A 13038-nucleotide genomic window follows, 5' to 3' on the forward strand; every position below is an offset into this window, starting at 1 on the left:
CGCACGGGGGGCGAGACGCCGCTCGTGCGTGCCTTCGCCCGGGCGGCGGCCGATGCGGACGGGCCGGCAGGGCAGTGACACCTGGCTTCCTCCTCCGCTGTTAGCGTGCCGCCGTGGATCTCTTCTCGCGCGCGTGGACAGCGCTCCGGACGGCGGTCGCCGAACTCCCGGACGAGGACTTCGCGCGTCCTTCCGGCTGCACCGGCTGGCTCGTACGGGACCTGGTGTGCCACCTGGTCATCGACGCCCAGGACGTCCTCATCACGCTGGCCACCCCCGCCGAATCCGCGCCGACGCGGGACGCGGTGACCTACTGGGAGGTCTCCGGTACGCCTCCGGGCGGGGACGACCCGCTCGACGCGCTGACCGTGCGCCTCGCGGCGGCGTACGGAGAACCGTGGCTGCTCAAGTTCCACCTCGACGACGTGGGTGCGGCCGCCGGCCGGGCCGCCGGTCTCGCGGACCCCGAAGCCCGGGTCGGGACCCGCGACGAGGTGCTCACGGTGGACGCGTACCTCACCGCGTACGTCCTGGAATGGACGCTGCACCACCTCGACCTGATCGCGCATCTCCCGGCCGCGTCCGGCCCGCCGCCCGAGGGCCTCGCCCGCTCGCGGCGGCTCCTGGAGTCCATCGCGGGCGCGGCGTTCCCCGCGTCGCTTTCGGACGAGGACGCGCTCCTCGTCGGCACCGGCCGCCGCACCCCGACCGCGGCGGAGACGGCCGAACTCGGTGGTCTCGCCGCCCGGCTTCCCCTGGTCCTAGGCTGAGCCGTCGGGGGCCGGACGACCGGGCGTCGGGAGGGGGCGGGCGATGCGAGGGCCGGGACATCGCCTGTGCGGCTGCCTGGAATGCCCCGCCCCTCCCGCATCCCTCGATTCCGCCGGTGCGTCAGGTCAGCCGTGCAGGAACTGGTATCCGATCCACACCTGGATCTGTGTCAGCCCGTCGAGGTCCAGCCCCGTGTCGAACTGCTTCTGGGGGACGGTCACCTGCCAGTTACCGCCCACGCCCCGGCCCCAGAAGGCCAGTGACTTGGGAGCGTCGAGGGGCGGGTCGTAGCCCAGCCCTTCATCGGCCAGCAGCGGCGTCGTCTTGGCGGTGCGCGTGCTGACCTTGGGCAGCAGCCACTGGGTGGTGACGCTCTGGTCGGGCCGGCGCTGCTGGTACCTCCCGTCGTGGCGCACCTCGCACGAGATCTCGCCTTCGGGGTGAGAGGCACCGATGAGTGCCAGGCGGATGCTCTTGATCTTCGCGTCGAAATGGTCGGCCGGTACGCCGGCGACCGGATCGACGGTGAACGCGAACCGGTGCAGGGACTTCAGGTCGGCCACCTGCGGATCGGAGGGCTTGAACGATTGCCTGATCCAGTCCTGATCGAGCGGTCCGTCGAAGTACTCGGTGTAGTCGGTCTGCATGTGCACCAGGGTGAGGATCCTTCCCCACGACGAGGTGAGCTCACTCGCGAGCCTGACTTCGTCGATCTCCTTCTCGTAGTAGTCGGTCGAGAGGTCGGGGCTGATCCGGCCGGCGTCGAGGGGGAAGTGAGGGTTTTCGTCCTTCAACGTGTAGATCTCGACCGACCGCTTCGCCCGGAACGCGAGGCCCAGCAAGGCGTCGGCCTTCGACTGAGCGGTGGAGACGGCCAGCATCCCCGCCTGCTTGACCGCCTCCGCGTCCAGAACCTGCTTGTGCTGCAGGGCATCCGCCTGTGCGGCCACGTATTGCGCGCCGGTCAGCCGGGCGGTGCCCGCGTCGACGCGCTGGCGGGCGAGCACGGCGCGGTTGCGGGCGAGCAGCAGGTCGTGGGTGAGCTCGGTGCCACGCCTGATCAGGGCCACATGCGGCGCGTTCTGGGCCGTCGTGACCTGGGCGAGCCTCTGCGCGACGGTGACGAAGTTGACGACCGTGCGGGCACTTCCGATGACGGTGGAGGCATCCTGGTCGACCGCGGCGTACGCGGCGTTGATCTCCGTCAGATCGGCGTCGTCGCCGCGCAGCAGTGCCTGGGCGATCGGCGCCGCGCTGTCGAACACGGTGTCCGCGAGCAGCATGAGGTTCGGCGCCAGGGCGACCAGGCTTGCGCCGGCGGTCGGGACCGCGGCCACCACGCTCAACACCGCGCCACCGACCTCGGCGATCGTCGCGACGACGTCGCCGAAGGAGATGCCGGGCGGGTCCGGTTGGTGCTGGGCCTCGACGATGGCCGCGCCGATGGCCGCGGTCGCCTGGTCCACCTGCGTCTGGGCGTAGGCGAGGTCGCTGTCGGCCTGGGCCTGTTCCGTCCTGGCGATGCCGAGGGTGCGGTCGGCGTCGTCGCGCGCTGCGGTCGCCTGCAGCGACAGCTGACCGGCGATCTCGGCCAGATCGCCGATCGTCTTGTGCGCGATGATCTCGTTGACGCCGATACCGAGAAACTGCAGAACCGGGCCCAGGAAGCGGGTGAACGCCTCGATGTACGCGTCGAAATTGGGCACCACGTCCAGGTCGGGTGGCAGCCCCAGGGCGTTGGCGCCTCCACCGACCCACGCCGCTCCGGGTGCCGGAGGGAAGCCGGCGAGCTGGCGTTGCAGGCGGATCGCGTCGGCGTTGTCGGGTTGCAGTTCCAGCGCCCGCTTGAACTCGGTCGCCGCGAGGGCTCCGTACGCGGCCCGCTCCGGCACACCCGGGTTGTACAGGTGATAGAAGTAGTCGCCGACGGCGATGCGGTAGGGGGCCCAGTAGTTCGCGAAGACCGGTCCAGCGCTGTCGAGCAGTGGCCGGAGGCCGGCGACGTAGTCGGCTTCGCCGAGGGTGGTGACGTCGACCCGGCCGTCGGGCCCCCCGGGGCCGTCCGCTCCGGGCTCCCCCTCCACCGACCCTGAGCTGAAGGGGCCCTGCGCGGCCGCCCCGCCGGGGCCGCCCGGACCGCCCGCACCGCCGGCGGCCGACAGATCCGGCGGCGTCTCGTCCTCGATGCTGGTGAACGTGATCGACCCGCCGCTGCCGCCCGGACCACCGGGCCCGCCCATGCCCCCGTTGGTGGGATCGGCGCCCGGGATGTCCACGCTCTCGTGCCATACGTCGCGGGTGGTTCCGTAGACGTCGTCGGTGACGGTCTCCCAGTAGCCGTCGCTGTGATAGCTGGCCGTCCCCGGAGAGCCGTCCGCCCCGGCCGCCCCGGCGGTCCCGTATCCGCCGGGGGCGTACACCCGCGCGTTGACGGACCGGCGGCACATCACCGTGACCGCGCCGCCGGGCCCGCCCCTGCTCGTGGCGCCGGCATCGATCACTCCGTTGCTGCCGTCGTAGACATCCGCGACGATGATCACTCGGTTCGCGGTGACCCGCAGATTGCACCCGGGCTCGTGCTGCACGACGCGCCCGATGAGGAATACCGGCCCGCTGGTGGGCCGCGCGCAGAATGCGTTCAGCTTCTCGGTGATCGTCACCGTGTCGCGAATGTAGGGATAGTAGTGGGGAAGCATGTTCTACGCTCCTCACGGATACGCGGTGTGGGGCGAGCGGGGGCCGGGTCGTGCCCTGCGGGGGCGGAAGCGCCCTGCGAAGGGGTGACGGGATGCCCTGTTCCGGTGTCCGCACGTGATGCGACGGAACAGGGGCGCTCCGGGCCTGCCGGCGCGAGTGGTGCGCCCTTCCAGTGTGTGCCCCCGTGTTCGAGCCTTCCAGTTGAGCTCCCGCCGGCGGACGGGCCGAGGCGGCGGCGCACGAGTGACGCGCCCCGCCCCGGCCGTCAGGGCTCAGCTCCGTTACGGCAGCGGGCCGTCCAGGATGCGGCCCACCAGGTCGGCCACCGCCCCCTCGGAGCAGGGCGCGACCACGATGTCCGCGGCTTTCAGGACTTCGGGGTGGCCGTCGCCGACCGCGGCGCCGAGGCCCGCGAGGGTGACCATGCCCGTGTCGTTGGGGTTGTCCCCGATGGCCGCGATCCGGTGCGTGTCCATGCCGTACCGCGCGGCCAGCTCCCTCAGCGCGGCCTCCTTGCCGGCGCCGGGGGGCAGGATCTCCAGGTACGTGTCCTCCGACTGGACGAGCAGGGCGTCCGGGCAGTGGCGCGTCACCAAGCCGGCCAGGGGTGAGGGGTTCCGGCCGTCGGAGATCAGCATGACCTTGGTGGGCGGGCCGTCCGGCGGGTCGGGCAGCAGCACGATGCGGTCGCGGCGGGCGTAGTCCGTCAGCGCGGGGGCGTCGCGCAGGACATGGGCGTCGCCCCCGCTGAAGGCGACCGCGCCCACGCCGTCGGGGAGGGCGGGGACGACCTGGTCCCGCAGCGGCGGCCAGACGGCGCCCAGGTCCAGGTCCAGGAGGTGGGCTCCGGTGGCGGGGTCGGTGATGCGGGCCCCGTTGTACAGGATCATCGGGGTGTCCAGGCCGAGTTCCCGGTGGTACGGGGTGGCGGATTCCTCGTTGCGGCCCGTGGCGATGAACACCGTGCCGCCGCTGTCCCGGTAGCGGCGCAGCGCCTCCACGCTGCGGGGTACCAGGCCGAGGTTCCGGTCGACCAGGGTGCCGTCGAGGTCGGTGACGATCCAGGCGTGGCTCAGCCCGGCCCCGGGGTCCGCGGTCATCGGCTCGTCCCCGCGGCCCGGGCGGTGTACCAGCGCGTGAAGTCCCTCAGCGCCGTCGGCTCCAGGTCCCGGGTGTACGCCATGTAGCACGGCTGGTCCCAGCCGGGTTCCCCGCCGAACGGTACGTACGTGCCGCCCGCCCGGTCGACGAGCATGTGGGCGGCGCAGATGTCCCACGCGTTGACGGTCGTGCCCAGCGCCGCGTCGCACCAGCCCGCCGCCACATGGGCGAGGGTGAGCGCGGCGCTGCCCGTGCGGCGGACGGTGCCGTAGCGGGAGACGAGTCCGGCGAACCGCGCCGGGGACTCCGGGTCGCCGGACGCGAGTTCCCTGCTGTTGGGAAAGCCGGTGATGAGGAGGGCGCGGGATTCGTCGGCGGTCCCGGCGGACACCAGCGGGCGGTCGCCCAGGTAGGCGCCCCGGAGGTCGGCGGAGAAGACGTGGCCGGCTATCGGGTCGACCACGGCGGCGGCCACCGGGCGGCCGTCGACGACGGCCCCGATCGCGGTGCAGAAGAACGCCAGACCGTGGGCGAAGTTGGCGGTGCCGTCGATCGGGTCCACGTACCAGGAGACCGTGCCGCTGCCGTCCCGGCGGCCGCCCTCCTCGCCGATGACCGTGCTGTCGGGGACCTTGCCGAGCAGGGCGTGCCGGATGCGCTCCTCGGCCCGCCGGTCGTGCTCGGTCACGGGGTCGTGCTCGTCGCGCTTGAACTCCACGTCCATCCGGCCGCGGAACGCGTCCCGCAGGTCGGGCGCCACCGCGAGCGCGGCCTCCACGGCCACCGTGCGCAGGTGTGCGGAGAGTTCGTCGATGTCGTCCGTCGCGGTCATGCGTGATCCCCTCGGTCGGCCGTGTCGGGCCGGGTCAGTGCGGAGCGCAGCAGCTCCAGGAGTCCTTCGCCGTCGTGGACGACCGTGTCGGGCTGCGGGCGGGCGGCCGGGTCGAGGCGGGCCTCGGGGCGCATCAGCACCGTGCGGCCGACCCCCGCCCGGATCCCGCACACCACGTCGCGGTCGTAGTTGTCGCCCACGTACCAGCAGTCCGCCGGGTCCGTGCCCAGCGCCCGGGCGGCCAGCAGGAGCAGGTGCGGGCCCGGTTTGCGGTGGCCGGTCTCGTCCGAGTAGACCTGCACGCCGAGGTACGGCGCGATGCCGCCGGCCGCCGCCATCTCGCGGTTGAGCGCACCGACCAGGGTGTTGCTGACGATGCCGGTGCGGATGCCGTGCTCCCGGCACAGCCGGAGCACCTGGATCACCGCGGGGTCGTGGGCCTTGTCGCCCTCGGCCAGGACCAGCCCGCGGCACAGCGCCGTCGCCTCGGCGGTCACCGCCGCCCGCGCCGCTTCGGGCCAGTCCGCCGCGATGAACTCCGCCCACAGCTCGCGGTGGGTGACCTCGCGCGGCGCGGCTCTGCGGGCGTTGCCGTTCTTCCAGTCGCCGTACGCGGCCCGGCCGGCGCGGATGTCGTGCAGGACCCGTTCCCGGTCGAGGCCGGTCAGCCCGCCGGCGAGGGCGAGCACCCGGTCGGCGAACGCGGGCATCCGCTCGGGGCGTTTCACCGACCGGATCAGGACGCCGCCGTGGTCCAGGAGCAGGGCGCGGGGCGGGCCGCTCCGCGCCCCCGGGCTACGCGGCATCGTCCGTACCCGCACCGGGCCGCGCGCACGCGGCGATCAGCAGGTCGCGGAGCCCGTACGGGTCGGCGACCACCGCGTCCGGCTGCACCCGGACCACGTACGGGCGCTCGTACGTCCCCCGGGCCTCCATCAGCACGCTCGCGCCGACCCCCGCCCGCCGGCCGCACAGCACGTCACGGTCGAAGTTGTCGCCGACGTACCAGGTGCGGGAGGCCGGGACGCCGAGGGCCCGTGCCGCGAGGTGGATCATCTCGGGGTTGGGCTTACGGACGCCCGCCTCGTCGCTGTAGACCTGGAGGGCCAGCCGCTTGTCCAGGCCGGTGTCCCGCAGGTAGTCGCGGTGCACGGAGCCGCTCAGCGCGTTGGAGACGATGGCGACGGGCAGCCCGAAACCGTCGGCGGCGTCCAGGAGTTCGTCCATGCCCGGACGGGTCTCGCGGTCCTGGCGCAGCTGGCCCTGCCGGTGGCACAGGACCAGGGCGTGCGCGGTGACGAAGGCGAGGGCGGCCGGGGGCCAGTCGGCGGCGACGAACTCCGTCCAGTAGCGGTGGGCCGTCATCTCGGCGGGCGCGGCCGGCCGGGACATGGCGTTCTTCCAGTGCGAGTCGGCGGCGGCCGCCGCCTCGAGGTCGCTGACGATGTCTTCGCGGCTGAGCTCGTGGCAGCCCGCGGCCGTGAGGTCGCGGTGCAGTTCGGCAGCCAGCTCCTGCGGCCAGGAGGGGCGGTTGGTGGTGGCGACGACGACTCCACCGAAGTCGAGCAGCAGGGCTGCGGGGCGGATCAGCTGGTCCACGGTGCGGTGTTCTCCTTGCTGGGCCGGGTGGCAGAAGGTGCGGCGGCGGGAAGATCCGAGGCGGCGGAGGTCGCGGACGCGGCGGCCGACGGCTCCGGGAGCCTCGCCTGCGCCGCGTCGAACAGGTGCAGGTCGGTCAGGTCGACCGAGCAGCGGACGGTTTCTCCCGGCACCGCGGTCACCGCCTGGAAGGACATCACGTACAGCTCGGTGTCCGCCGCGTCCAGCGACACCGTGGTGCTGGATCCCGTGGGCAGCACGGTGGTGACGGTGGCGTCGAACTCCAGGACGCCGTCCGGCGCCGGGACGGTGGCCGCGGGTCCGCGGGAGAGCCGGATCGACTCCGGGCGGACGCCCACCGTGCGCAACTGTCCGTTCAGCTCCCGGCGTTCGCTCACGACGCGGTCGTGGACGGCGCCGCGGAACGGGCCGTCGTCGTCGGTCCCGACGTCGAAGAGGTTCATCGGGGGGCTGCCGACGAACTGGGCCACGAAGGTGTTGGCCGGGCGGTGGTAGACCTCCAGCGGAGGCGCGAGCTGCTGCACCTCGCCCTTGTTCATCACGACGACGTGGGTGGCCATCGTCATGGCCTCCAGCTGGTCGTGGGTGACGAACACGATGGTGTGGCCCGTCTCGTCGTGGAGCCGCTTCAGCTCGGCGCGCATCTCCAGGCGGAGCTGTGCGTCCAGGTTCGACAACGGCTCGTCCAGGAGCAGCACCTCCGGGTTGATGACGAGCATGCGGGCCAGGGAGACGCGCTGCTGCTGGCCGCCGGAGAGCTGGGCGGGGTAGCGGTCGGCGGCCCAGTCGATCTGCATCATCTTCAGGGCCTTCATGGTGCGTTCGGCCCGTTCGGCCGCGCGGACCTTCCGTACCCGCAGCCCGAACTCGACGTTCCTGGCGACCGTCAGGTGCGGCCACAGGGCGTAGTTCTGGAAGACCAGCCCCATCTCCCGCTCCTCGGGCGGCACGAACACGCCCTGCTCCACGCTGTCGCGGACCCGTCCGCCGACCGAGATGGAGCCCGAGTCGAGGTGCTCCAGGCCGGCGATCATGCGGAGCGTGGTGGTCTTGCCGCAGCCGGAGGGGCCGAGCAGGCAGGTGAAGGAGCCGTCGGGTATTTCCAGGTCGAGATTGTCGATGGCGGGAGGGTTGGAGCCGTAGCTCTTCCGCACCGCGGTGAGCGCAATGGTGGGCATGGCGTCAGCCTCCGAGTCCCGAGGACAGGTTGGTCCTGGTCAGGCGTTGGGTGAGGTACGTGGCGAGGAAGGAGATCAGCGAGATGACGAGCACCACCGCGTTCGCCATCTGGTCGTAGGCGTAGTCGACGAGGTTGATGGAGAGCGTGGTGAGCAGCTGGGTGCCGGTGGTGGTCAGCATGATCACGATGCTGAGTTCCTTGAGCCCGGAGATGAAGGGCAGCACCACTCCGGTCACCAGGGCTCCCCGCTGGATGGGGATGACCACCTTGCGCATCCGGGTGAACCAGCCCGCCCCCGTCACCTGGGCGGCCTCCTCCGGCTCCGGGCCGAGCTGCATCATGGCGCTGATGCCCGAGCGTGAGGAGTACGGCAGGTGGGTCACCGCGAGCACGATGACGAGCAGGGTGATCGAGCCGTACAGGGCCGGAACGGGCCCCCGCTGCACCGCGAAGAGCGTCAGGAACGCGGCGGCGAAGGCGATGCCCGGCACCATGTACGGGAGGAAGCTGATCTGGCGCAGGGCGACGCCCAGCCGGCTGCCGTTCGACCGGACGACGACGTAGCCGATCAGCAGCCCGACGGCCCCGCAGATCAGTGAGGCCAGACCGACGATGCGCAGGCTGTTCCACGCGGCGTCCCACAACTCGGTTCCGCGCAGCACGCCGTGCGGGAAGCCGGGGGCGCCGGCGATGTGCTCGCCGATCCAGAACTTGAGCGTGAAGTTGTCGAGGCTGAACACGCCGGGGGTCTTGCTGACCGTGGACAGCGCCAGGGTGGCGACGGGGACGATCACGCCGATGGCGAAGATGCCGAGGGCGACGCCCAGCGCGGCAGGGCGCCAGCGGCCGAGCGGGCTGACGCGGTCCATGGCGCCCTTGCCGCCGACGGTGACGAACTTGCGCTGCTCGCGCACCAGCCGGGTGTCGATGATGATCACGACGATGCCGATCGCCACGATGACGCCGGCGAGCACCGCGGTGACGCCCTGCTGGTGGTCGTGGACCGCGCGGAACAGCGAGGTCGACAGCAGCTCGTAGTTGACCGGCAGCCCGAGGATGTACGGCGTACCGAACGTGCCGAGGATGCGGCCGAAGACCAGCAGCACCGACGAGGACATGGCGGGCAGCATCAGCGGCAGGGTGATCCGCCCCACCACGGTGCGGCGCCTGGCCCCCAGGATGCGGGCGGAGTCCTCCAACTGGCTGTCGATGCGGCGCAGCGCGTTGCCCAGCAGCAGGAGGACGAAGGGGTAGTAGTGCAGGCCGAGGCAGATGATGATCGGTACGGCGCCGTAGGCGAGCCAGTCGGGGGTGTGGACGCCCCAGGCCTCCAGCAGGCCGATCTGTCCCCCCGAGCTGTCGTTCTTGAACAGCGCGAGCCAGGCCAGTGCGAACGTCCAGGACGGCAGCATGTAGGGGACGACCAGCGCGGTCGACAGCCACTTGCGGCCGGGTATGTCGGTACGGGTGAGCAGCCAGGCGGCGGTGCCGCCGAGGATGACGGCGAGCAGCGTGACGCCGAGGGCGACGACCACGGTGTGCCGCAACGGCTCCCAGAAGAGGAAGTCGGAGACCGGCGAGCGGAAGACGCGCCACAGGTAGTAGCCGGTGAGCGCGCCGACGGACTGCCCGGATTTGCCGTCGTCGCCGACCTGGACGCGTGCGGCGTCGGAGAGCACCGCGACGAGCGGGGCCACGACGAGGTAGGCGAGCAGGAGGACGAGTACGCCCCCGACCACGTAGGTCGGTTCGTGGCGCAGCACGTTCAGGCGGTAGCGGAGTCGGTTGAGTCGTCCGGATCCGCGCTTCCCGGTGGGGCCGCCTCCCCCGGCGGGGGCAGGTTCGGAGCGGGGCGGGTCGGGTGCGGGGGCGGTGTCGGGGTCGGCCACGGCCATGGGCGTTCTCCAGGAGAGGGATGCGTGGTCCGGCCGGCCCGTCGGGGGAGGCCGGGCCGGCCGGAAGAGGGTGACGGGACAGGGGCCTGGGAGGTCAGCTGTGGCTGATGCGCCACAGGTCCTGCATGGCCTCGGTGTCCGCGAAGTCCTTCGCCAGGTACTTGGGGTCGAAGGCGAACAGTTCCTTGTTCCAGTCCTTCAGCCCGTCCGGGGTGAAGGAGCCCTGCTTGACCGCCGTGCTGCCGGGGATGCCGCCGGCGCCCATCTCGTGGGTGATGCCTTCCTCGGTGAGGATGAAGTGGGTGAAGAGCTTCGCGGCGTTGGGGTGCTTGGTCTTCGTGGCGATCGCCGAGTACTTCGGGTAGAGGTATCCGCTCCACGGCTTGAGCGTGTCGCAGACCCGCATCGAGTAGTTCTTCTCCTCGACGTCGCGGAACTTGGCGTTGGAGACGAGCCCGATGCGCGGCTGCGTCTGCTTGGGGGAGGCCACCGCGGCGGCCACGTCGTCGTCGGCGGAGGTGAGCACGGGGTGGTTCTTCGCCAGCCCCACGACCCACTCCTCGGCCGCCGACTTCTGCGAAGTCTTGAGTTCCTCGCCGGAGTTGGCCTTGTAGGCATCTCGCAGGGCCTGGTCGGCGCCGTTGGACATCTGGTTGAACCACTCGACGATGTTCGGCTTGCCCAGCGGGTCCTGGAGGGAGACCTTGCCCTTCCACTCCGGCCCTACCAGGTCCCAGATGTTGTCGACCGGGCAGCCCTTGGGGAAGAGCTTCGGGTTGTACACCCAGACGTTGGCCTTGGACAGGACGAGCAGCGGGCTGCGGTTCGCCGCCGCCACTCCGTCCGCCAGGTCGGCGGGTATCCAGGTGTGGACGACCTTCTGCGGCAGCAGCTCGCCGACGAGGCTGGGGCCGTCCTCGTACAGGGTCATGTCGATGGTGACGTTGTCGGCCTGGTTCTCCCTGGTCATCTTCTCCAGGGTGTCGCCGACCTTGTTCTTCACGCCGGTCGTCTTGATCCCGTACTTCGCGCTGAACGCCTTGGCGACCTTGGTGATGTCGCCCGAGCTGTCGTACACGGTGAGCGAGCCCTCCTTCTTCGCGGCCGCCACCAGGGCGTCCAGGTCGAAGGAGGCGGCATCGTCGATGACGGCGGACGGGGTGGCGCTGCCCGGGGCGGCGCCGCCGCCCTGCTGGCTCGACGGCGCGCATGCCGCGGCGCCGGCGAGCACGGCGACCAGGGCGGCGAGGGCGATTCTTGGGACCGGTCGCTGCGTGCCACCGATATCGCGAGTGCTGCTGGACAACCTGACCTCCTGCGTGGGCCCGGCGGAGCCGGACTGCTCCTGAGTGGGTCGGCCTCGGACCGCCCGTCACAGCGACGGCGGCCCTCTCCGCGGCGCGGCCGGGGCGACTTGGGGAGCAGCTTCCGCCCGCTTTCTTCACTATGTCAAGACATGCTGATGTAACTCTGTGGAAATCGACGGAGGTTGGCGCTTCCGCGAACCGCTCATGTCCGCAGTCTTTTATGTCAGCACATACTTATGTACTGTCCTGGCCAACCCGCACCGCCCAACCCAATCCGGGAGGCACGATGCACCTGTCCAGACGATTGACGACGGTCTGTCTGGCGGCCGCGACCGCCGCACTGATGGCGACACCGGCCAACCCCGCGGCAGCCTCGGACACCCCGTCCGTGTACGCCGTCAGCGAGACCCCCGCCCTGTACGACGACGCGGCCGGCGGCGACGCCAACGCGGACGACCCGGCGATCTGGTACAACGCCGCTGACCCCGACGCCAGCCTCGTCATCGCCACGGCCAAGCAGGGCGGCCTGCGCGTCCACGACCTCGGCGGCCACCAGATCCAGTCGATCCAGGCGCCCGCCGCACCCGGGCCGGACAACGAACCCGGCCGGTACAACAACGTCGATCTGCTCTCGGGTCTGAAGATCAACGGCAACCGCACCGACATCGCCGTCGTCTCCGACCGGGGACGCGACCGGCTGCGGATCTACGGCATCGACCGCCACCACCCCGGCGCGCCGCTCACCGACCTCACCGACCCCGCGGCACCCCGGGTCTTCAGCGCCACCGAGGCCGCGGTGGACGACCAGCAGACCGCGTACGGGCTCGCCACCTGGCGCAACGCCTCCAACGGCCGGTACTACGCGCTCGCCAGCCAGCGCCACACCACCAGCCTGGCGCTGATGGAGCTGACCGCCACCGCCACCGGAACGGTCACCTACCACCGCATCCGGACGCTGGCCCTGCCCTCCTCGTTCGACATCGGCAACGGCACCCGCTGGACCCCCTGTGACGAGCCCGGCCGCACCCCCCAGGTCGAGGGCATGGTCGTGGACCCCGAGCGGGGCGTGCTCTACGCGGCCCAGGAGGACGTCGGCATCTGGCGGATGCGCGCCGACCTCACCGGATCGCCCCAGATGGTCGACAAGGTCCGCGAGTTCGGCATCCCCGGAACGTACGACCCGGTCGCCGACGAGTGCACTCCCGGCGCGGACCCGGGAGTCGGCGGCGAGCGCATCACCGCCGACGTCGAAGGACTGACGATCTACCGCGAGGACGACGGCGAGGGCTACCTGCTCGCCTCCAGCCAGGGCGACAACACCTTCGTGGCCTACGAGCGCGACGGCGACAACGACTACATCGGCAACTTCCGGGTCGCCCCGTCGGCCTCCGGGGGCGCCGGCGCGATCGACGGCTCCGAGGAGTGCGACGGCGCGGCCGTGCTCAACGCCCCCCTGGGCGACGAGTACCCCCACGGTCTGCTCGTGGTCCACGACGGCTTCAACGCCCCCGACGTGACCGGGGAGGACGGAGAGATCCGCACCAACACGAACTTCAAGTTCGTCGACTGGGACGACGTGGCCGACGAGCTGGACGACTGACGGCCCGCGGGGCGGCGCGCACACCGGGACACCGG

10 protein-coding genes are annotated in these 13038 nt (G+C 71.5%); 2 read left to right on the top strand and 8 right to left on the bottom strand.

Annotated elements, in window-relative coordinates; genetic code table 11:
- The first annotated feature begins 113 nt into the window (after positions 1-113).
- Entirely contained in the window at positions 114-770 is a 657-nt protein-coding gene (locus E6R60_RS19840; protein ID WP_136327940.1) for a maleylpyruvate isomerase N-terminal domain-containing protein, read from the top strand.
- 126 nt (positions 771-896) lie between these two features.
- Here E6R60_RS19840 and E6R60_RS19845 read toward each other — a convergent pair whose 3' ends face one another.
- The 8 genes from E6R60_RS19845 to E6R60_RS19880 all read right to left on the bottom strand — a co-directional run bounded on the left by E6R60_RS19845 (position 897) and on the right by E6R60_RS19880 (position 11402).
- Positions 897-3467 (bottom strand): hypothetical protein, encoded by a 2571-nt coding sequence (locus E6R60_RS19845; RefSeq protein ID WP_136327941.1) that lies wholly within the window; start codon positions 3465-3467, stop codon positions 897-899.
- Between the two features lie 282 nt (positions 3468-3749).
- The gene (locus E6R60_RS19850; RefSeq protein ID WP_136327942.1) at positions 3750-4568 is read right to left on the bottom strand and encodes an HAD hydrolase family protein; all 819 of its coding nucleotides are present in this window, start codon (positions 4566-4568) and stop codon (positions 3750-3752) included.
- Entirely contained in the window at positions 4565-5401 is an 837-nt protein-coding gene (locus E6R60_RS19855; RefSeq protein WP_136327943.1) for an inositol monophosphatase family protein, read from the bottom strand. The genes E6R60_RS19850 and E6R60_RS19855 overlap by 4 nt, the downstream gene beginning before the upstream one ends.
- Positions 5398-6207 carry an HAD family hydrolase gene (locus tag E6R60_RS19860; protein WP_136327944.1) on the bottom strand — a complete coding sequence of 270 codons (810 nt, stop codon included), beginning with the start codon at positions 6205-6207 and terminating at the stop codon, positions 5398-5400. The genes E6R60_RS19855 and E6R60_RS19860 overlap by 4 nt, the downstream gene beginning before the upstream one ends.
- Positions 6197-7000: an HAD family hydrolase gene (locus E6R60_RS19865; protein WP_136327945.1), complete on the bottom strand. Its 804-nt coding sequence runs from the start codon at positions 6998-7000 to the stop codon at positions 6197-6199. Before E6R60_RS19865 ends, E6R60_RS19860 begins: the two co-directional genes overlap by 11 nt.
- Positions 6988-8199 (bottom strand): ABC transporter ATP-binding protein, encoded by a 1212-nt coding sequence (locus tag E6R60_RS19870; protein WP_136327946.1) that lies wholly within the window; start codon positions 8197-8199, stop codon positions 6988-6990. Before E6R60_RS19870 ends, E6R60_RS19865 begins: the two co-directional genes overlap by 13 nt.
- A gap of 4 nt (positions 8200-8203) precedes the next feature.
- Positions 8204-10096 carry an iron ABC transporter permease gene (locus E6R60_RS19875; protein WP_136327947.1) on the bottom strand — a complete coding sequence of 631 codons (1893 nt, stop codon included), beginning with the start codon at positions 10094-10096 and terminating at the stop codon, positions 8204-8206.
- Positions 10097-10190: 94 nt separating this feature from the next.
- Entirely contained in the window at positions 10191-11402 is a 1212-nt protein-coding gene (locus E6R60_RS19880) for an ABC transporter substrate-binding protein (RefSeq protein WP_206309464.1), read from the bottom strand.
- 287 nt (positions 11403-11689) lie between these two features.
- On the opposite strand from E6R60_RS19880, the gene E6R60_RS19885 reads away from it, so the two are divergent.
- Positions 11690-13003 carry a phytase gene (locus E6R60_RS19885; RefSeq protein WP_136327948.1) on the top strand — a complete coding sequence of 438 codons (1314 nt, stop codon included), beginning with the start codon at positions 11690-11692 and terminating at the stop codon, positions 13001-13003.
- Positions 13004-13038: the final 35 nt, after the last annotated feature.

Origin of the sequence: Streptomyces sp. A0642 (assembly GCF_004795105.1) — a bacterium.
Classification (GTDB): domain Bacteria; phylum Actinomycetota; class Actinomycetes; order Streptomycetales; family Streptomycetaceae; genus Streptomyces.

Bases quoted from the DNA above. Each gene is read 5' to 3' on its own strand.
- E6R60_RS19860 (WP_136327944.1), bottom strand. From the start codon at position 6,207: ATGCCGCGTAGCCCGGGGGCGCGGAGCGGCCCGCCCCGCGCCCTGCTC.
- E6R60_RS19845 (WP_136327941.1), bottom strand. From the start codon at position 3,467: ATGCTTCCCCACTACTATCCCTACATTCGCGACACGGTGACGATCACC.
- E6R60_RS19870 (WP_136327946.1), bottom strand. From the start codon at position 8,199: ATGCCCACCATTGCGCTCACCGCGGTGCGGAAGAGCTACGGCTCCAAC.
- E6R60_RS19875 (WP_136327947.1), bottom strand. From the start codon at position 10,096: ATGGCCGTGGCCGACCCCGACACCGCCCCCGCACCCGACCCGCCCCGC.
- E6R60_RS19885 (WP_136327948.1), top strand. From the start codon at position 11,690: ATGCACCTGTCCAGACGATTGACGACGGTCTGTCTGGCGGCCGCGACC.
- E6R60_RS19855 (WP_136327943.1), bottom strand. From the start codon at position 5,401: ATGACCGCGACGGACGACATCGACGAACTCTCCGCACACCTGCGCACG.
- E6R60_RS19850 (WP_136327942.1), bottom strand. From the start codon at position 4,568: ATGACCGCGGACCCCGGGGCCGGGCTGAGCCACGCCTGGATCGTCACC.